Here is an 18090-nt window from a genome sequence, read left to right as displayed (position 1 = left end):
AACAACCTTCTCGATCAACATATTTGTCGACAGGGAAGGGTCATCGTCCCGTCAGCCCGACTCGCCCGCCGCGCCACCCCCTCGACTCCCCCCGGCCACCTCGCCCGGCTCCCCCGGGGCCGACCCGCCGCCCGGCGGCAGCGCCCGCACGACCGCCGCCGCGACCACCGCCGGGGGCGCGCCGAGCGCCACCGCCGAGCCCCTGCGCGCCTCCACCGCGCTGACGATCCACTCCGGGACCACCTCGCTCCCGGCCTCCGCCCCGACCGGCCCGGGACCGCCCGACGGCTGCCCGCGCACCCCCGCCGCCCACCGGAACGCCGTGGTACCACGGGTGAGGTCGTGTCCGACCGATCGGGCGTCGATCTCGGCCCGGCTCCGCTTCACCTCCCCCTCCGTCCACTCGCGCACCCGCAGCCGACCGCTCACCAGCACCGGATCGCCCTTGGCCAGCGAGCCGATCAGGTTGACCGCCAGCGCCCGCCAGGCCGTCACCCGCACCCACTGCGTCTCGCCGTCCACCCAGCACTCGCGCTGCCGGTCGTACCGCCGCTCGGTGCAGCCGAGCCGGAAGCTGGCCATCGGTACGCCGCCATTGGTTTCGCCGTAGCTCACCTCCGTCGCCACATTGCCGATCACCGTCACGTGCGTCTCGCTCATGGCACACCCTCCGTTCCCGCCGATGCACCGTACGGAATCGACCGGTGCGCCTTGAGCGTGCACTTCGGAGGAAATCCCGGCCACGGAGTTCCGAAATCCTGTGGATAACTCACGGCTGTGGAAACTGTTGTCACCCGCAGGGGTGAATTTCAGCCTTCGGCCGTCACTCCACCCCCCACTTCTTCGCGGCCATGACAACAAACTCGCTGCTCGCCGCCCCGTCGGCGCGCGCCGGGACCCGCCGGGGAACGCGCCCCGGAACGCGCCCCGACGACCGTCCGCGCACGTCATCCGACCGGCGCAAGCGTGATTACGGCCCCCCACCCGCACGCCGGCGCCACATTCTCCGTGCCGAATCCATAACGGGTGAGGAGGCAGCCCCGTAACGACTGCACAACGTCCGGCGCCGAACACTCCCAGACCGCTGCACTCACGGCCTTCACCTGCGATTATCGGACCGCTCCACCGAACCGACACACCAACGGCGGTGTCGTCGCACCCGGCCGGGGAACCGGTCACCCTTATCCTGTCCCCGACAGGACGAGGGCCCACCACCCCCACCCCGGCCCTCGGGCACGGGGCCTGAACAGCGCGCGCCCGGCGCTCGCCAGCCCGATCCCGGCCACGGTCACGCCCGCCAGGGCGCCGCCCGTCCCGCCCCCATAGCTCAGCGGATAGAGCACCCGCCTTCTAAGCGGTAGGTCGCAGGTTCGAATCCTGCTGGGGGCACCACCTCGCAATTCCGCAGGCCACCGCAGCCCCCGACACTTTCCGTGTCCGTTCCGGGCCGGTCGGTAATGCCGTACACCAACCGCTCCGCGCACTCACCGCGCATAACCCGTGACGATACGTGCCGCGGCCTTCGCGGGAATGGCGCCGGAAACGGGGTCAATCGGAACAACCGGAATTCCCGGCGATTTCATCCCCCGAACGCGCCGGCGCCCGCACTCCCGACACCGGGCCCGAGCCGCCGGCCCGGCCCCCGGCCCCCGGCCCCGACTACCCCGCCAGTCCGGCCAGATAGGCGTCCAGCAGCTCCGTCTGCCGCTCCGCCGGGAACTCCTCCGGAGCGAACAGCGCCTGCACCACCAGCCCCAGCACGAAGGCCTGCGCCCCCGCCGCGAGCGCGACCGGGTCGGCGTGCGCCGGGAGCTCCCCCAGCCGCTGGGCGTCCACGACATGCTCCGTGAGCGCCGTACGGGAGCGCGCGTAGCGGCCCGCGTGCGCGGCCGCGAGGTCCGGGTCGGCCAGGGCGTGGTCCCAGGAGCCGACCCAGATCCGGTTGTCGGCCGCGGCCTCGCCGTCCAGCGGCAGCACGTCCAGCAGCGACGCCCGCACCCGGGCCAGCCCGGCCGGCGGCGGGCTGCCGTCCTCCGGGGCGGTGCGCCGGGGGCGGGCCAGCGAGCGCCGGTCCAGCTCCTCCAGCGCGTGGCTCAGCAGCGCCCGCTTGTTCGGGAAGTAGTGCGTCAACAGCCCGGTGGAGGCGCCCAGTTCGGCGGCCACCGCACGCAGGGTCAGCCCCTCGAAGCCCCGGGTGGAGAGCACCCGCCACACCCCCTCGGAGACTTCCGAGCGTCGGGCGTCATGGTCTCCACGGGCCGGTGTCATGGGGGCTATCGTACATACCAAACGTTTGTTATGAATGGTCCAGCCAACCTCGGCACCACCCTGAAAGGCCCGCCCGTGTTTGCCGTACAGCTCACCGAGAACGCCGAACTGCGCCCGCTGGAGCCCTGGCAGGCCCCCGAGTTCCTGACCCACCTCGACCGCGCCCGCGCCCACACCGACCCGTGGATCCCCTGGGCCACCTTCTCGGTCGACCTGGACTCCGCCCGCGCGACCCTCCAGCGCTACACCGACGGCCAGGCCGCCGACCAGAAGCGGATCTACGGCATCTGGCTGGACGGCACGCTGGTCGGCGGCGTCATGTTCGTGAGCTTCGACGCCAAGTCCGGCGTCTGCGAGATCGGCGCCTGGACGGAGCCGGCCGGCGAGGGCCACGGCCTGATCACCGCCGCCGTCCGGCAGCTGCTCGACTACGCCTTCGTCACCCGCGGCATGCACCGCGCCGAATGGTGGTGCTCCTCCGTCAACGCCCGCAGCCGGGCGGTCGCCGAACGGCTCGGCATGACCCGCGACGGCGTGCTGCGCGAGTGGTACCCGTACAACGGGGTCCGCTACGACAAGGAGATCTGGGCCATCCTCGCCACCGAGTGGACGACCGCCACCCAGGGCTGACCCGGCCGGGGCCGAGGGCCCGGGGCCGGACCGGCCGCGTCCGCGCCGGCCGCGCACACGGCGGGGCCGTGGACACCCCCGTTCCACCGGACCCCGCCGTGCGCCCGTCCCCCTCAGGCCGCCCGGGCCCCGGCCACCGACCGCTCCCCCGCGCCCCCGGTGACCGACTCCACCGCCCAGTTGCCGGCCGTCCAGGTCGCGCTGATCGCCGCCGACCACCGGCGGATGCTCGACGGCGAGCGCGCCGCCGACGCCCTGCCCATCGCGCCGGCGGAGGCCCGCCGCGCCTTCACCCTGCTCGAACAGGGCCTCGGCGACTACTGCACCCGCGCCGCCTGAGAGAGTTGGGCGCACCACGACCGACCGGAGGTGCGCATGGACCAGCCGCTGCTCACGCGGGACCGCTCCGCCCTGCCCGCACAGGCCGAGGGCCTCAACGCCCACGTCGGCGAGGACGGTGTCGCGGTCCTGGAGTTCGACCGCCCGCACCGCCGCAACGCGGTGACCCTGGCGATGTGGCAGGCGCTGCCCAAGGTCCTGGAGCAGCTGGCCGGCCACGCGGGCGTGCGCGCACTGCTGCTCACCGGCGCCGGCAACACCTTCAGCGCCGGCGCGGACATCGCCGAACTCTCCGAGGTGTACGGCGATCCGGACCGCGCGGAGGCCTACCACGCGACCAACGTCGCCGCCGAGGAGGCGCTGGCGGCCTTCCCGCACCCGACCCTCGCCGTGGTGCACGGCGCCTGCGTCGGCGGCGGCTGCCAACTGGCCGTCGCCTGCGACCTGCGGTTCGTCGCCGAGGACGCCCGGCTCGGGATCACCCCGGCCAAGCTCGGCGTGGTCTACTCCGCGGTGCCGACCGTACGGCTGTCCCGGCTGATCGGCCCGGCCCGGGCCAAGTACCTGCTGTTCTCGGGCGAGTTGGTGAGCGGCCGGGACGCGCTGCCGCTCGGCCTGGCCGAACGCGTCCTGCCGGACTCCGAACTCGACGCCGCCGCACTGGACTTCGCCCGGCTGCTGACCCGGCGCTCGACCCTGACCATCGGCGCGGCCAAGGCCGTCCTGGACGCCCCGCCCGAGCGGGCCGACGAGGTCCTGGCCCCCTGGCTGCTCCGCTCCCGGGAGGGCTCGGACGTCCGCGAGGGCCTGACCGCCTTCCTGGAGGGCCGCCCGGCCCGGTTCTGAGCCGGGGCCCGCGGAGACGGTCGGACCGGTCCCCGTACGATCGTCCGACCAGATCCCGTCCGCCCCTCGCACCCCCGGAGCACCCACCCCGATGACGACCGAGGCCGAGGCCGCCCCCACCTCCACCGGCCGGACGGCCTGGGCCCGCCGGATCACCGACGGCCTGGAGCCGAAGAACGTGATCCTCGTGCTGCTCCCGCTGCTCGGCGGCCTCCGCTACGGCTGGACCGGCATCGGCTGGGCCCTGTTCGCCGTCCTGTTCGCCGCCGTCGTCCCGACCCTGATCATCCGGCAGGGCATGCGCAAGGGCACCGTGGCGGACCGCCACGTCGGGCAGCGCAAGCGCCGGATGACCGTCTTCCCGCTCATCATGGGCTCGGTGCTGCTCAGCTTCACGGTGATGGTCGGACTGGACGCCCCGGCCGACCTGACCGCCCTGGTGCTGGCGATGTTCGCCTCGCTGGTCCCGATCCTGGTGATCACCGCCTGGTGGAAGGTCTCCGTGCACACCGCCGTGGCCACCGGCGCGGTGGTCTGCCTCGCCATCGCGCTCGGCCCGCTCTGGCTGCTGCTCTCCCCGCTGGTCCCGCTGATCGGGTGGTCCCGGGTGGTGCTGCGGGACCACACCACCGCGCAGACGGTCGTCGGCACGGTGGTGGGCGCCCTCACCGCCGGGCTCACCTTCTGGCTGGCCCGCTGACGGGCGGGGCGCCGACCGACCGGCACGGCGGGCCAGCCAGTAGGCCGGCCGGCCCGGGATCGCCCGGTCAGCGGATCGGCACCCCCGAGATCGCCCTGGCGATCACCAGCCGCTGGATCTCGCTGGTCCCTTCGAAGATCGAGTAGATCGCGCTGTCCCGGTGCATCCGCTCCACCGGGTACTCCCGGGTGAAGCCGTTGCCGCCGAGGATCTGCATCGCCTGCGCGGTCACGTACTTGGCGGTCTCGCCCGCGTACAGCTTGGACATCGAGCCCTCCGCGGCGGTGAACGGCTGGTTGTTGACCGCCATCCAGGAGGCCCGCCACACCAGCAGCCGGGCCGCGTCGATCCGGGTCCTCATGTCGGCGAGCTGGAAGGCCACGCCCTGGTTGTCGATGATCGGCCGGCCGAACTGCTCCCGGGTCCCGGCGTAGTCCAGTGCCACCTCGTACGCGGCCCGGGCGATGCCGATCGCCTGCGCGCCGACGGCCGGACGGGAGGCCTCGAAGGTGGCCATCGCCGCGTTGCCCCTGCCGCCCGGGCGCCGGCCTCCCTCGCGGGCCCGGGCGAGGCGCTCGTCCAGCTTCTCCTTGCCGCCGAGCAGGCAGCTGCCGGGCACCCGGACGCCGTCCAGCACCACCTCGGCGGTGTGCGAGGCGCGGATGCCGTGCTTCTTGAACTTCTGGCCCTGGCTCAGCCCCGGGGTGCCCGGCGGGACGACGAAGGAGGCCTGGCCCTTGGCGCCGAGCTCCGGGTCGACGGTGGCGACCACCACGTGGACGGCGGCGATCCCGCCGTTGGTGGCCCAGGTCTTGGTGCCGTTCAGCACCCACTCGTCCTTGGCCTCGTCGTACACCGCCCGGGTGCGCAGCGCCGAGACGTCGGAGCCGGCGTCCGGCTCGGAGGAGCAGAAGGCGGCCACCTTGACGTCCTCGGGGGTGCCGAACATCTGCGGGGTCCAGGTGCCGATCTGCTCGTCGGTGCCGTTGGCCAGCACCGCGACGGCGGCCAGGGTGGTGCCGACGATGGACAGCCCGATGCCGGCGTCGCCCCAGAACAGCTCCTCCATGGCGATCGGGATGCCGACGCCGGAGGGGTCGAAGTACTGCTGGGCGTAGAAGTCCAGCGAGTAGATGCCCAGTTTGGCGGCCTCCTGGATGACCGGCCAGGGGGTCTCCTCGCGTTCGTCCCACTCGGCCGCGGCCGGGCGCATCACGTCGGCGGCGAAGCCGTGCAGCCAGTCGCGTACGGCGAGCTGGTCCGCGCCCGGGTCCAGCGAGAACGTGCTGCTCATGGTGCTTTCCTCCGAAGACGTGTGCGGCCGACCGGGGTGTTACCTCGGGTAACATCGTCGGAGTCTGCTACTGATTGGTAACCGGTGTCAACGGCCGGACAGACCCCCGAATCCGAGGAGCAGCGCATGTCCCGAGAGCCCCGCCGCGAGCAGCTGCTCAACGCCGCCGACCGGGTCATCCAACGCGACGGGCCGGGCGCCAGCATGAACGCCATCGCCGCCGAGGCCGGCATCACCAAGCCGATCCTCTACCGCCACTTCGGCGACCGGAACGGCCTGATCAGAGCCCTGACCGAGCGTCACACCAGCGGGCTGCTGGCCACCGTCCGGGCCGCCCTCGCCGAGCCGCTGGAGCGCCGCGACCGGGTCGAGCACGTCCTGGACACCTACCTCGCCGGGATCGAGTCCCGCCCCCAGGTCTACCGGCTGCTCACCCACCCCGAGCCGGGCGACCCGAGCGGCGCCGGCAACGCCCTCGCCCCCGCGCTCAAGCAGATCGCCGAGGAGATCACCCGGGCCGTGCAGAGCCAGGTCGACCTCGGCGCCGACCGCGACCTGCTCGCCGAGGCCTGGGGCCGGGGCATCACCGGCATGGTGCTGGCCGCCGGGGACTGGTGGCTGGAGAGCAAGCCCTGCTCGCGCACCCGGATGGTGCAGGCGCTCGCCGACCTGCTCTGGGGCCGGCTGGCCGCCGCCGCGGACCTGCCGACCGCCGTCCTGCCGCCCGCGCCCGAACCCTCCGGCGAATGAGCTGCGGCCGAACCGGCCGGCTCCCCGGAGCCGAACCGTCCGGCGACTGAACTCTTGTGCGGTGCACGGCAGTCCGGGCATCATCGGGCCCCACCCCACCCCCCGCCGTGCGAGGTCCCCGATGCGCCTGCGCCGCACCGCCACCGCCCTGCTGCTCGCCGCCACCGCCGCCCTCACCCCCGCCGCCACCGCCGTCCCGGCCTCGGCCCACGGCGGGCCGGCCGACCGCTTCCCCACCGGCACCACCCCCGCCGCCGACGGCCGCACCGCCCTCACCGACGCCCAGGGGCGCCGGCTCCTGCTGCGCGGCTTCAACCTCGACAAGTACGCCGAGGCCACCCCGGCCGACCTCGACTCGGTCGCCGCCCAGGGCTTCACCCTGGTCCGGCTGCCGGTCTCCTGGACCAGACTGGAACCCGAACGCGGCCGCCTCGACCCCACCGAACTGCGCCGCGTCCAGCGGCTCCTGGACCGCGCCGACCGGCTGGGCCTGCTGGTCCTGGTCGACTTCCACCAGGACGTCTACGGGCCGAAGTTCGTCGGCGGCGACAACGGCGTCCCCGCCTGGGCCACCCGGGACGACGGCCTGCCGTTCACCCCGGACCCGGACGACTGGTTCGCCGGCTACTTCCAGCCCGCCGTCCAGGCCGCCTTCCGCCACCTCTACGACGACCCCGACCTGCGCTCCTGGCAGGCCGACTTCTACACCCGGCTCGCCCGCGAACTGCGCGGCCACCGCTCTCTGCTGGGATACGACCTGTTCAACGAGCCGTTCGGCCCGGTGGACGGCGACCCGAGCGACCCGGCCGTGCTGGCCGCCGCCTCCGCCGCCCTGGAGCAGGACCGGCTCCCCGGCATGTACCGCCGCCTGATCGCCGCCGTGCGCCGGGCCGACTCCCGCGCCTGGCTGTTCGTCGAACCGACCGTCCTGGTCGGCCAGGGCGTGCCCACCCGGCTGCCCGGCTTCACCGACCCGCGCCCCGGCGCACCCCGGCTCGGCTACGCGCCGCACTTCTACGACACCGCGGTCGAGGGCGGCGCCGACTGGGACCCGTCCGGCGGCTTCGTGGAGCGGTACACCGCCGCGATCACCGGCTACCCGGCCGCCCACCGGCTGCCCGTCCTGGTCGGCGAGTGGGGCCCGCCGGACTCCCGCACCCCGGGCAACACCGAGCTGGTCCGCCGCCAGGTCGCCGCGATGGACGGCTTCGCCGAGGGCTGGACGATGTGGTACTGGTGCCGGGGCGACGGCGGCTACTGCGCGCTCGACCCGGCCGGACGCCCCGCCCCCGGCGACGGACCCGTCTTTGGTCCGTACCCGGTGGCCGTCGCGGGCTCGGCCGTCCGGACGACCGGCACCACGGTGAGCTGGCGCGCCGACGGCACCGGACGCGCCGGCGAACTCCTGCTGCCCCCGGCCGCGTTCCCGCGCGGGGCCACGGTGGCCGTCACCCCGGCCGGCGCCCGGACCGAGGTCGAGCAGCCGACGGGCGGGCGCGCGGGGACCGTCCGCGTCCGGCTCCCCCACGCCCGCCCGGGCACGACCGTGACGGTCACGCTCACGCCTCGCTGAACCGCCCGCCGGGGCCCTCGCCGCACCTCCCGACGGACCTCCCGCCGAGCGCCGCGGCCGGATCGCTCAAACCAGCCCCCGGCGGGCCAGCAGCGGCCCGGTCTCCGGCGCCCGGCCGACCACCGCGCGGAACGACTCCAGCGGGTCCCGGCTGAACCCGCGCGCCAGCAGCTCCCGCCGGAACAGCTCGCCGCTCTCCCGCACCGGGCGCCCGTTGCTCCCGAACCACTGCACGGTGTCGGCGTCCAGCACCTCCGACCAGATGTACGCGTAGTACGCCGCGCTGTACCCGCTGGAGAAGACGTGCTGGAAGTACGTCGTGCGGTAGCGCGGCGGGATCGCGTCCACCGCGACCCCGGCCGCCGCGAGCGCCCGCGCCTCGAACTCCTGGGCGTCCTCGATCCGCTCGCCCCGCGGCACGGTGTGCCAGGCCCAGTCCAGCAGCGTGGCCGCCAGGTACTCCACCGTCCGGAAGCCCTGCCCGAAGCCCTCCGCCGCCGTCATCCGCTCGACCAGCTCGGCCGGCAGCGGCTCCCCGGTCGCGTGGTGGCGGGCGTAGTTGGCCAGCACCTCCGGCCGGACCATCCACATCTCGTTGACCTGCGAGGGGAACTCGACGAAGTCCCGGGGCACCGAGGTGCCGGAGAACAGCGGGTAGCGCACGTCCGAGAACAGCCCGTGCAGCGCGTGCCCGAACTCGTGGAACAGCGTGCGCACCTCGTCCCAGTCCATCAGCACCGGCTCGCCGGGCGCCGGGCGCGGGATGTTGAGGTTGTTCAGCACCACCGGGCGCCGCCCGGTCAGCCCGGACTGGGCCACCAGCGCGTCCATCCAGGCGCCGCCGCGCTTGGACGCCCGGGCGTGGAAGTCCCCGATGAACAGGCCCAGCGCGGTGCCGTCCTCCTCGAACACCTCGAAGACCCGCGCGTCCGGGTGGTGGGCCGTCAGGTCCGGCCGCTCGGTGAAGCTCACCCCGTACGCCAGGTTCGCGGCGAAGAACACGCCGTCCCGCAGCACCCGCTCCAGCTCGAAGTACGGCCGCAGCACCGTCGCGTCCACCTGGTAGGAGCTCTGCCGGACCTTCTCCGAGTAGTACGCCCAGTCGTGCGCGGCGATCTGCCCGACGCCGTCCGCGGCCGCCACCCGGGCCAGCTCCTCGGCCTCCCGCCGGGCCATCGCCACGGCCGGGCCGACCAGCCGGGACAACAGGCCGGAGACCGCCTCGACGGTGCCGGCCGTCTCGTCCGCCACCACGTACGCGGCGTGGCTCGGGTACCCCAGCAGCTCGGCCCGCTCGGCGCGCAGCCCGGCCATCCGGATCGCCAGCGGGCCGTTGTCCTCGGCGCCCCGGCCGAGCGAGGCGGCCAGCAGCCGCTCGCGCACCGAGCGGTCGGTGAGCTGCGCGAGCTCGGCCTGGCCCGAGGTGTTCCGCACGCTCAGCACGTACGAGCCCGGGCGGCCGAGCACCCGGGCGTTCTCCGCGGCCCCGGCGACGGCGCCCTCGGACAGCCCGGCCAGCTCCTCGGCGGAGTCCACGACCAGCGCGGCGGAGCGGGTGGCGGCGTTCACGTTCTGCTGGAACGTGGTGCCGAGCGCGGCGAGTTCGGCGTTCAGCGAGCGCAGCCGGGCCTGCTCGGCCGCGCCCAGCCGGGCACCGGAGCGGACGAACGTGGTGTACCGGCGCTCCAGCAGGCGCAGCGACTCCGGGTCCAGGCCGAGCCCGGCGCGGTCCCGGTACAGCGCCTCGATCCGGGCGAACAGCGCGAGGTCCAGGTGGATCGCGTCGTGGTGGGCGGCGAGCAGCGGGCTCACCTTCGCCTCCACCTCGTCCAGCACGTCGGTGGTGTCCGAGGAGGACTGGTTGCGGAACACCGCGTCGACCCGGCTCAGCAGTTCGCCGGAGCGCTCCAGGGCCACCAGGGTGTTCTCGAAGGTCGGCAGGCTCCGGTCGGCGGTGATCGCGGCGATCTCGGCGAGCTGCTCGGCCATGCCCCGCTCGTACGCGGGCAGGTAGTGCTCCTCGCGGATCTCGGCGAACGGCGGGAGCTCGTAGACCAGCGGGCTGGCCTGGAAGAACGGGTTCTCGGTCATTTCGCGAACCCTACGCCGTGTCCCCCGCCCTGCCCATGTGCTTTACCGGCGTTGCAGGTTCCTGCGAGCCCGCCCGTCGCCGCGCCCTCCCACCGCGCCCCGCCGCCGCCCCCTCCGGCTCCCCTCTCCGTGCCCGCCTGCGTTTCCTTGTCGTACCCACCGGTTACCGTCGACGCGCGGACCCGTCGGTCGCGGGCCGCGGCGCGCCCGCCCGCGGGTGCGCCCCCGTACCCGTCCCCGCACGCCCGACCGCGCGCCGGAGAGGAGCAGCCCCGTGGCACCCAGGATCGCCCTCGCGCCCGACCCGCACGGCCCCGGCGGCCGGCTCCGGCCGCTGGACGACGCCGGCGCCCCGCTCGGCCCGCCGGAGGCCGTCCGCGACCTCGCCACCGCCGTCGCCGCCCGGGAGTCCGCCGACCGCCCGCGCTGGGTCTGGGCCGCCGCCGACTCCGGGTACGCCCCGCTGCTGCCGCGGCTGCCCGACCGGCTCGCCCGCTGCCACGACCTGCGGCTGGTCGAGGCGCTGCTGCTGGCCCACGAGGGCCGGTTCGGCGCGCCCCGCTCGCTCGGCGCCGCCTGGGCACGGCTGCGCGGCCTGCCCGTCCCGGCGGACCTGCCCGAGCCCGGCCTGGCCGACGCCGACGACGGCCAGGACTCGCTGTTCGCCCCCGACCGGCTGCAACTGCCGCCCGGCGCCGACCCGCTGGCGGCCGTGGTCGCCGTCCACGCCGAACAGCAGCGCCGGATCGCCGCCCTCGCCGACCAGGGCGCCCGGCAGCGGTTCCGGCTGCTGGTCGCCGCCGAGTCGGCCGGCGCCCTGGTGTCCGCCGAGATGGCCCAGGACGGGCTGCCCTGGCGGGCCGACGTCCACGACGGGCTGCTGACCGAGCTGCTCGGCCCCCGCCCGACCGTCCCCGGCACCCAGCCCAGGGTCCTCGCCGAACTCGCCGTCGACCTCCAACAGGCCCTCGGCGCCAAGCCGTTCAACCCCGACTCGCACACCCAGGTGCTGCGCGCCTTCGCCGAGGCGGGCGTCCAGCTCGGCTCCACCCGCTCCTGGGAGCTCAAGGGCGTCGACCACCCGGCCGCGCAGCTGCTGGTCCGCTACAAGGAGCTGTCCCGGATCCACGTGGCGCACGGCTGGGCCTGGCAGGACGCCTGGGCCCGCGGCGGCCGCTTCCGGCCCGAGTACGTGGTCGGCGGCGTGGTCTCCGGTCGCTGGGCCAGCCGCGGCGGCGGCGCCCTGCAGATCCCGCGGATCCTGCGCCGCGCCGTGGTCGCCGACCCGGGCTGGCTGCTGGTCGTCGCCGACGCCGCCCAGCTGGAGCCCCGGGTGCTCGCCGCGCTGTCCCGGGACGCCGGGCTGGCCCGCACCGCCGCCGGCGGCGACCTGTACGAGGCGCTCGCCGCCCACGCCTTCCAGGGCGACCGCGACAAGGCCAAGCTCGGCCTGCTCGGCGCGATGTACGGGCAGACCAGCGGCGACATCGGCCCGCTGCTGAACACCCTGCACCGCCGTTACCCGGCCGCGATGGGCTACGTCGAGGCCGCCGCCCGCACCGGCGAGGACGGCGGCGTGGTCGCCTCCCGGCTCGGCCGGGTCTGCCCGCCGGCCTCCGCCGACTTCCTCGACCTCACCGAGGGCGAGTCGGTGGGCGAGGCCGGCGGCCGCACCGCCCGGGCCCGCGGCCGCTTCACCCGCAACTTCGTCATCCAGGCCAGCGCCGCCGACTGGGCGCTGGCCCTGCTCGCCGCGCTGCGCCGCCGGCTGAACGAGCTGCCGACCGCCGGGCCGGCGGACCGCCCGCACCTGGTGTTCTTCCAGCACGACGAGGTGATCGTGCACACCCCCGCCAACCTCGCCGACGAGGTGGCCGCCGCCGTCGCCGAGGCGGGCGACGAGGCCCGCCGGCTCGTGTTCGGCGACACCCCGGTGCGATTCCCACTCAGCACGGCGGTGGTGGACTGCTACGCGGACGCCAAGTGAGCGGCCGCCCGGTCCTCGGGCCCCGGTTCCGCCGGCGCCCGGTGCGCGGCCGCCCGGCGCTCAGAGCTTCCTGAACCCGCGCGCGTCCTCGGCCGCCGCGACCACCTCGGCCAGGGCCGCCCCGGTCGAGGCGGTGACGGCGGCCGCCACCGCGCCCTCCACGAACGGCGCGTCCGCCAGTCTCACGCCCGGCCGCGGCTCGTCCTCCAGCACCGTGACAGCGGTGAGCACCGAGCTGCCGAGGTCCGGCAGCACGACCACGCCGGCCCCGGCGTCGGCCCGTGCGATCGCGGCGGCGATCAGGTCGTAACTGGTGCCGAGCCCGCCGTCCTCGGTACCGCCCGCGACGACCACCCGCACGCCGTCCGAGGCGAGTTCGCCGAGCAGCTCGCGCAGCCCCTCCGCGAGCCGGGCGCTGTGCGAGACCAGAACAATGCCCACGTTCCCACTCATGCGCCGACCCTACGGCCGGAACCCGCTGCTCCGGGAGAGTGATCCGGATCCCGCGTGTCGCACCCCGTGCCCACCACCCCCGTCTGGCGTAGCGTCGGCTCCAGCGGCGTCGACGGCCGTGGCGTGCTCACCCAGGTCACCAAGGGAGCGAAGAGCGTTGAAAAAGCTGATCAACACCCCGGAGAGCGTCCTGGAGGACGCGCTGGCCGGAATCGCCGCCGCCCATCCCGAGCTGTCGGTGGACGTCCCCAACCGGGTGATCACCCGGGCCGCCCGCCCGGCCGCTCCCAAGGTCGCGCTGATCTCCGGCGGCGGCTCCGGCCACGAGCCGCTGCACGGCGGCTTCGTCGGCCCCGGCATGCTCGACGCCGCCTGCCCCGGCGAGGTGTTCACCTCGCCCGTCCCGGACCAGATGCTGGCCGCCGCCAAGGCCGTGGAGACCGGCGCCGGCGTGGTCTTCGTCGTGAAGAACTACACCGGCGACGTGATGAACTTCGAGCTCGCCGCCGAGCTGGCCGCCGAGGAGGGCCTGGAGGTCCGCACCGTCCTGGTCAACGATGACGTCGCGGTCGAGGACTCCACCTGGACGGCCGGGCGCCGGGGCACCGGCGCGACCGTGCTGGTCGAGAAGACCGCCGGCGCGCTGGCCGAGCGCGGCGCCCCGCTGGACGAGGTGGCCGCCCTGGGCGAGCGGGTCAACGCCGCGTCCCGTTCCTTCGCGATCGCGCTCACCGCGGCCACCGTCCCGGCCGCCGGCAAGCCCGGTTTCGACCTGCCGGAGGACGAGATCGAGGTCGGCGTCGGCATCCACGGCGAGCCCGGCCGCCGGCGCGAGAAGCTCCGTCCGGCCCGCGAGCTGGCCGCCGAGGTGGTCGAGACCATCCTGACCGACCACCACCTGACCCCGGGCGACGAGGTGATCGCCCTGCTCAACGGCCTCGGCGGCACCCCGCTGCTGGAGCTGTACGTGGTCTACGGCGAGGTCGCCGCCGCGCTCGCCGAGCGCGGCATCACGGTGGCCCGCAGCCTGGTCGGCAACTACGTCACCAGCCTGGACATGGCGGGTTTCTCGCTCACCCTCACCAAGGCCGACACCCAGCTGCTCGAACTCTGGGACGCCCCGGTCGACACCCCCGCCCTCAAGCGCTGAGCCGTACCGAAGGAGACCCGATGGACTTCGACACCCCGCTGGCCCAGGCCTGGATCCGCGCGATCGCCGCCGCCGTCGAGAAGGAGCGGTCCCGGCTCACCGAGCTGGACTCCGCGATCGGCGACGGCGACCACGGCAGCAACCTCCAGCGCGGCTTCGCCGCCGCCCTCACCGCCCTGGACGGCCTCCAGCCGGCCGGCCCCGGCGCCGTCCTCACCAAGACCGGCACCACACTCATCTCCAAGGTCGGCGGCGCCTCCGGCCCCCTCTACGGCAAGGCCTTCCGCGCCATCGGCGCCGCCCTGCCCGAACCGGCCGGCCCGGCCGCCGTCGCCGAGGCCCTGTCGGCCGGCCTGGACGCCGTCCGCCTGCTGGGCAAGGCCGAACCAGGTGACAAGACCATCGTGGACGCCTGGACCCCGGCCGTCGCCGCCTTCCGCGCCGAGGCCGCGACCGGCGCCGACCTCCCCGCGGCCGCCGCCGCGGCCGCCGACGCCGCCGAACAGGGCGCCCGCGACACCGTCCCGCTCCAGGCCCGCAAGGGCCGCGCCTCCTACCTCGGCGAACGCAGCATCGGCCACCAGGACCCGGGCGCCACCTCCACCGCCCTCGTCTTCCGCACCCTCGCCGACATCACCGCCCCCTGACCCCCTCACCCATCCGTCCGCCTCACCCATCCGTCCGCGCGATCAGCAACAGCAACGCGTCGTCCCGCAGCTGCCCACCCGTGTGCGCCAGCAGGTCCGCGTACACCCGCCCCACCGCCGCCTCCAGCTCCCCCGCCGAGCGCGCGGCTCCCCGCACCAGCGGCCCGACCCGCTCCGACAGGGGGTAGAACTCGCCGGTCGTCCGGTGCCGCGCCTCGATCACCCCGTCGGTGCAGAGCACCAGCACGTCCTCGGCGCCGAACGGCTGCCCCCAGGTGGTCGGCTCCCCCGTCGCCAGCCGGCCGAGCCCGAGCGGCACCCAGGGGTCGGGCGCGTCCAGTACGTGCGCCCGGCCCTCGCCGTCCACCCGGATCGGGGGCACGTGCCCGTACTGGAGCAGTTCCATCGCCCCGGGCGTGCGGAACTCCGCGAACAGCGCCGTGGTGAACTCCCCGTCCGGCACGTGCCGTTCGACGCTGGCCTCGATCCGCGCCGCGACGCCCCGCAGCCCGGCCTCGTCGTACGCGGCTTCCCGGAACGCGCCCAGCACCACGGCCGCGGTCTGTACCGCCGCCAGCCCCTTGCCCCGGACGTCCCCGACCGCGACCCGGATGCCGTGCGGTGTCTCCAGCACCGAGTACAGGTCCCCGCCGATGCGTGAGGCGTCCGCCGCCGACACGTACCGCACCGCGAGCCGCAGTGGCCCGACGGCCGGCCCCGGCAGTTGAAGCAGTGCCCGCTGGGCGGCCTCGGCGACGGAGCTGACGGCGGCGAAGGCGGCCGCCCGCCGCATCCGGACCTTCGCGACCCAGGCCGAGAACAGGGTCAGGACGACGTAGCTGATCATCGCCCCGTACAGGAATCGGGCATCGTTGATGTTGTCGACCTGGTCGTGGTGGCTGAGCCCGAACACGGTGAGCAGCCCGAGGCAGCAGACCAGGAGCAGTTCGCCGGGTTTCAGGGTCAGCGCCGCGACGGTCGGCACCACGGTCATCAGCGGGGCCAGGTAGCGGTCCTTGCCGGAGAGGAAGTCCGCGAGCCCGACCAGCAGGACGGCGACCAGCGCCGGGGTGGCCCGCCACCAGAACGGGACGTCCTGGAGGTCGGCGGCGAGCAGGGCGCCGCGCTGCCGGTCCGGCGGCAGTCCGGCTGCCGTGGGGGCCGAGGGTGACTGGGCGCGGCGGAGCGGAAACACATACCGAACATAAGGGACGATCACGGCGCGGGCCCGACCGGCCCGGCCCCTGCGCCGCGGGACACCCCACCCCGCCTCCGCGGGAATACCCTGGAGGGGTATGGTGTCGTCACAAGAGTCGTTGCCAGCGCCGCGTCCCGGGCGAACGCCCCGGGCCGCCCGGACCTCCCGGAGGCCTCCCGTGTCCAGCACCATCACCTACACCGTTTCCGGCATGAGCTGCGGCCACTGCGAGAAGGCGATCAGCGAGGAGGTCTCCGCCCTCGCCGGGGTCACCGAGGTCTCCGCCGACTCCGCGGCCGGCACCGTGACGATCTCCTCCGCCACCCCGTTGGACGACGAGCAGGTGCGCGCCGCCATCGACGAGGCCGGCTACGAGCTGGTCGGCCGCAGCGCCTGAACCACCCGGCACGGCGGGGCCGCCACCGCGGCCGCCGCCGTCCGCCCGCACCGAGGAGTGATCCGCATGAGCACGTCCACCCCGGACCTCGGGGCCCGGGACCGGGTCGAGCTGTCGATCGGCGGGATGACCTGTGCCTCCTGCGCCGCCCGGATCGAGAAGAAGCTCAACCGGATGGACGGCGTCGAGGCCACCGTCAACTTCGCCACCGAGAAGGCCCGGGTCGACTACGGCCCCGGCACCACGGTCGAGGACCTGATCGCCACCGTCGAGCGCACCGGCTACACCGCCGAGCTCCCCCCGCCGCCGGCCGCGCCCGCCCCGGAAGCCGGGCCGACCGCCCGGACCGAGCCCGCCGACCCGCTGTCCGAGCGGCTGCTGATCAGCGCCGTCCTCAGCCTCCCGGTGGTCCTGCTGTCGATGCTCCCGGCCCTCCAGTTCGACGACTGGCAGTGGCTGGCCTTCGCGCTCACCGGCCCGGTCGTGGTCTACGGCGGCCTGCCGTTCCACCGCGCCGCCTGGACCAACCTGCGGCACGGCGCCGCCACCATGGACACCCTGGTCTCGCTCGGCACCCTGGCCGCCTTCGGCTGGTCCTGCTGGGCGCTGTTCCTGGGCAGCGCGGGCATGCCCGGCACGCACCACGACTTCACGCTGTCCGTCGGCGCCACCGACGCCTCCGGCACGCTCTACCTGGAGACCGCGGCGGCCGTCACCGTGCTGATCCTGCTCGGCCGCTGGCTGGAGGCCCGCTCCAAGCGCCGGGCCGGCGCCGCCCTGCACGCCCTGCTCGACCTCGGCGCCAAGGACGTCGCGGTCCTCCAGGGCGGCCGGGAGGTACGGCTGCCGGTGGACCGGCTGGCGGTCGGCACCCGCTTCGTGGTCCGGCCGGGCGAGAAGATCGCCACCGACGGCACGGTGGTCGAGGGAAGCTCCGCCGTGGACGCCTCGATGCTCACCGGCGAGTCCGTCCCGGTCGAGGTCGCCGTCGGCGACCCCGTCACCGGCGCCACCGTCAACGCGGGCGGCCGGCTGGTGGTCGAGGCCACCCGGGTCGGCGCGGACACCCGGCTGGCCCGGATGGCCAAGCTGGTCGAGGACGCGCAGAACGGCAAGGCCGCGGCCCAGCGGCTGGCCGACCGGATCTCCGCGGTCTTCGTGCCGGCCGTCGTCCTGATCGCCCTGGCCACCCTGGTGGTCCGGCTACTGGCCACCGACAGCCCCACCGAGGCCTTCACCGCGGCCGTCGCCGTGCTGATCATCGCCTGCCCGTGCGCCCTCGGACTGGCCACCCCGACCGCGCTCATGGTCGGCACCGGCCGCGGCGCCCAGCTCGGCATCCTGATCAAGGGCCCCGAGGTGCTGGAGTCCACCCGCAAGGTCGACACCGTCGTCCTGGACAAGACCGGCACCGTCACCACCGGCCGGATGGCCGTGGTCGCGGTGCACACCGCCGAGGGCGTGGACCGGGCCGAGGCGCTGCGCCTGGCCGGCGCCGTCGAGCACGCCTCCGAGCACCCGATCGCCCGGGCGGTCGCCGAGGCCGCCGCCGAGGCCGGCGGACTGCCCGCCGTCACGGACTTCCGCAACGTGCCCGGCCGGGGCGTGGAGGGGGTCGTGGCGGGCCGCGCGGTGGTCGCCGGGCGCGAGGCCCTGCTGGCCGACCGCGCGCAGCACCTGCCGCGCCTGCCGCGCCTCCTGCTCCCGCTGCTGCCGTTGTTCCCCGGACGCCTCCGCGGCACCGTCCGCGGCGCCGTTCCCGGGGCC

The 18090-nt window shown here is 75.0% G+C and carries 17 protein-coding genes and 1 tRNA gene; 12 read left to right on the top strand and 6 right to left on the bottom strand.

All coding sequences use genetic code 11. From position 1 onward, the window contains the following. Window positions 1-51: 51 nt before the first annotated feature. Entirely contained in the window at window positions 52-660 is a 609-nt protein-coding gene (locus ACWD4P_RS28735; protein WP_449781623.1) for a single-stranded DNA-binding protein, read from the bottom strand. Between the two features lie 656 nt (window positions 661-1316). On the opposite strand from ACWD4P_RS28735, the gene ACWD4P_RS28730 reads away from it, so the two are divergent. Continuing rightward, window positions 1317-1392, top strand: a tRNA-Arg gene (locus ACWD4P_RS28730). A 267-nt stretch (window positions 1393-1659) separates the two neighbouring features. On the opposite strand, the gene ACWD4P_RS28725 is transcribed toward ACWD4P_RS28730, so the two are convergent. Further along, on the bottom strand, window positions 1660-2268 hold the full coding sequence (locus tag ACWD4P_RS28725) for a TetR/AcrR family transcriptional regulator (protein ID WP_449781622.1): 609 nt from the start codon (window positions 2266-2268) through the stop codon (window positions 1660-1662). 75 nt (window positions 2269-2343) lie between these two features. Between ACWD4P_RS28725 and ACWD4P_RS28720 the strand changes: the two genes are divergently transcribed. The 4 genes from ACWD4P_RS28720 to ACWD4P_RS28705 all read left to right on the top strand — a co-directional run bounded on the left by ACWD4P_RS28720 (window position 2344) and on the right by ACWD4P_RS28705 (window position 4783). Continuing rightward, complete coding sequence (locus ACWD4P_RS28720) at window positions 2344-2898, top strand: GNAT family N-acetyltransferase (RefSeq protein WP_359825632.1); 555 nt, start codon at window positions 2344-2346, stop codon at window positions 2896-2898. 159 nt (window positions 2899-3057) lie between these two features. Further along, window positions 3058-3237: a hypothetical protein gene (locus ACWD4P_RS28715; RefSeq protein ID WP_449781621.1), complete on the top strand. Its 180-nt coding sequence runs from the start codon at window positions 3058-3060 to the stop codon at window positions 3235-3237. Window positions 3238-3273: 36 nt separating this feature from the next. Beyond that, window positions 3274-4083, top strand: coding sequence for an enoyl-CoA hydratase/isomerase family protein (locus ACWD4P_RS28710; protein WP_449781620.1), 810 nt, complete (start codon window positions 3274-3276; stop codon window positions 4081-4083). A 91-nt stretch (window positions 4084-4174) separates the two neighbouring features. Further along, on the top strand, window positions 4175-4783 hold the full coding sequence (locus ACWD4P_RS28705; RefSeq protein WP_449781619.1) for a phosphatase PAP2 family protein: 609 nt from the start codon (window positions 4175-4177) through the stop codon (window positions 4781-4783). Window positions 4784-4850: 67 nt separating this feature from the next. Here the strand turns inward: ACWD4P_RS28705 and ACWD4P_RS28700 are convergent, their stop codons facing one another. Continuing rightward, window positions 4851-6077, bottom strand: a complete 1227-nt coding sequence (locus ACWD4P_RS28700; protein WP_449781618.1) for an acyl-CoA dehydrogenase family protein — start codon at window positions 6075-6077, stop codon at window positions 4851-4853. A gap of 126 nt (window positions 6078-6203) precedes the next feature. Between ACWD4P_RS28700 and ACWD4P_RS28695 the strand changes: the two genes are divergently transcribed. Together ACWD4P_RS28695 and ACWD4P_RS28690 are read left to right on the top strand one after the other, a co-directional pair. After that, a complete protein-coding gene (locus tag ACWD4P_RS28695; protein WP_449781617.1) occupies window positions 6204-6827 on the top strand; it encodes a TetR family transcriptional regulator in 624 nt (207 codons plus the stop codon). A gap of 121 nt (window positions 6828-6948) precedes the next feature. Next, the gene (locus ACWD4P_RS28690) at window positions 6949-8400 is read left to right on the top strand and encodes a cellulase family glycosylhydrolase (protein ID WP_449781616.1); all 1452 of its coding nucleotides are present in this window, start codon (window positions 6949-6951) and stop codon (window positions 8398-8400) included. 66 nt (window positions 8401-8466) lie between these two features. Here ACWD4P_RS28690 and ACWD4P_RS28685 read toward each other — a convergent pair whose 3' ends face one another. Next, window positions 8467-10491: a M3 family metallopeptidase gene (locus ACWD4P_RS28685; RefSeq protein WP_449781615.1), complete on the bottom strand. Its 2025-nt coding sequence runs from the start codon at window positions 10489-10491 to the stop codon at window positions 8467-8469. A 274-nt stretch (window positions 10492-10765) separates the two neighbouring features. Between ACWD4P_RS28685 and ACWD4P_RS28680 the strand changes: the two genes are divergently transcribed. After that, entirely contained in the window at window positions 10766-12478 is a 1713-nt protein-coding gene (locus ACWD4P_RS28680) for a bifunctional 3'-5' exonuclease/DNA polymerase (RefSeq protein WP_359825653.1), read from the top strand. Between the two features lie 60 nt (window positions 12479-12538). Here the strand turns inward: ACWD4P_RS28680 and dhaM are convergent, their stop codons facing one another. Beyond that, complete coding sequence (gene dhaM / locus ACWD4P_RS28675) at window positions 12539-12931, bottom strand: dihydroxyacetone kinase phosphoryl donor subunit DhaM (protein ID WP_359825655.1); 393 nt, start codon at window positions 12929-12931, stop codon at window positions 12539-12541. A gap of 157 nt (window positions 12932-13088) precedes the next feature. On the opposite strand from dhaM, the gene dhaK reads away from it, so the two are divergent. Both dhaK and dhaL read left to right on the top strand, forming a co-directional pair. Then, on the top strand, window positions 13089-14081 hold the full coding sequence (dhaK, locus tag ACWD4P_RS28670) for a dihydroxyacetone kinase subunit DhaK (protein WP_449781614.1): 993 nt from the start codon (window positions 13089-13091) through the stop codon (window positions 14079-14081). A gap of 20 nt (window positions 14082-14101) precedes the next feature. Then, window positions 14102-14728, top strand: a complete 627-nt coding sequence (dhaL, locus tag ACWD4P_RS28665) for a dihydroxyacetone kinase subunit DhaL (protein ID WP_449781613.1) — start codon at window positions 14102-14104, stop codon at window positions 14726-14728. A gap of 22 nt (window positions 14729-14750) precedes the next feature. On the opposite strand, the gene ACWD4P_RS28660 is transcribed toward dhaL, so the two are convergent. Further along, complete coding sequence (locus tag ACWD4P_RS28660) at window positions 14751-15923, bottom strand: PP2C family protein-serine/threonine phosphatase (RefSeq protein WP_449781612.1); 1173 nt, start codon at window positions 15921-15923, stop codon at window positions 14751-14753. Between the two features lie 100 nt (window positions 15924-16023). Here ACWD4P_RS28660 and ACWD4P_RS28655 point away from each other — a divergent pair, with 100 nt between their 5' ends. Next, a complete protein-coding gene (locus tag ACWD4P_RS28655) occupies window positions 16024-16323 on the top strand; it encodes a heavy-metal-associated domain-containing protein (RefSeq protein WP_449781611.1) in 300 nt (99 codons plus the stop codon). A 66-nt stretch (window positions 16324-16389) separates the two neighbouring features. After that, window positions 16390-18090 (top strand): heavy metal translocating P-type ATPase (locus ACWD4P_RS28650; protein ID WP_449781610.1); only part of this gene is annotated, 1701 nt, incomplete at its 3' end.

It is taken from the genome of Kitasatospora sp. NPDC002543 (assembly GCF_053594915.1).
Note: the sequence above shows the minus strand (reverse complement) of the source record. Positions and strands in the feature narration are given on the sequence as shown.

What these genes read in the sequence shown, in the direction of transcription:
- ACWD4P_RS28710 (WP_449781620.1), top strand. Translation starts at nt 3,274, where the DNA reads ATGGACCAGCCGCTGCTCACGCGGGACCGCTCCGCCCTGCCCGCACAG.
- ACWD4P_RS28735 (WP_449781623.1), bottom strand. Translation starts at nt 660, where the DNA reads ATGAGCGAGACGCACGTGACGGTGATCGGCAATGTGGCGACGGAGGTG.
- dhaL (WP_449781613.1), top strand. Translation starts at nt 14,102, where the DNA reads ATGGACTTCGACACCCCGCTGGCCCAGGCCTGGATCCGCGCGATCGCC.
- ACWD4P_RS28690 (WP_449781616.1), top strand. Translation starts at nt 6,949, where the DNA reads ATGCGCCTGCGCCGCACCGCCACCGCCCTGCTGCTCGCCGCCACCGCC.
- ACWD4P_RS28700 (WP_449781618.1), bottom strand. Translation starts at nt 6,077, where the DNA reads ATGAGCAGCACGTTCTCGCTGGACCCGGGCGCGGACCAGCTCGCCGTA.
- ACWD4P_RS28655 (WP_449781611.1), top strand. Translation starts at nt 16,024, where the DNA reads ATGGTGTCGTCACAAGAGTCGTTGCCAGCGCCGCGTCCCGGGCGAACG.
- dhaM (WP_359825655.1), bottom strand. Translation starts at nt 12,931, where the DNA reads ATGAGTGGGAACGTGGGCATTGTTCTGGTCTCGCACAGCGCCCGGCTC.
- ACWD4P_RS28725 (WP_449781622.1), bottom strand. Translation starts at nt 2,268, where the DNA reads ATGACACCGGCCCGTGGAGACCATGACGCCCGACGCTCGGAAGTCTCC.
- ACWD4P_RS28685 (WP_449781615.1), bottom strand. Translation starts at nt 10,491, where the DNA reads ATGACCGAGAACCCGTTCTTCCAGGCCAGCCCGCTGGTCTACGAGCTC.
- ACWD4P_RS28705 (WP_449781619.1), top strand. Translation starts at nt 4,175, where the DNA reads ATGACGACCGAGGCCGAGGCCGCCCCCACCTCCACCGGCCGGACGGCC.
- ACWD4P_RS28695 (WP_449781617.1), top strand. Translation starts at nt 6,204, where the DNA reads ATGTCCCGAGAGCCCCGCCGCGAGCAGCTGCTCAACGCCGCCGACCGG.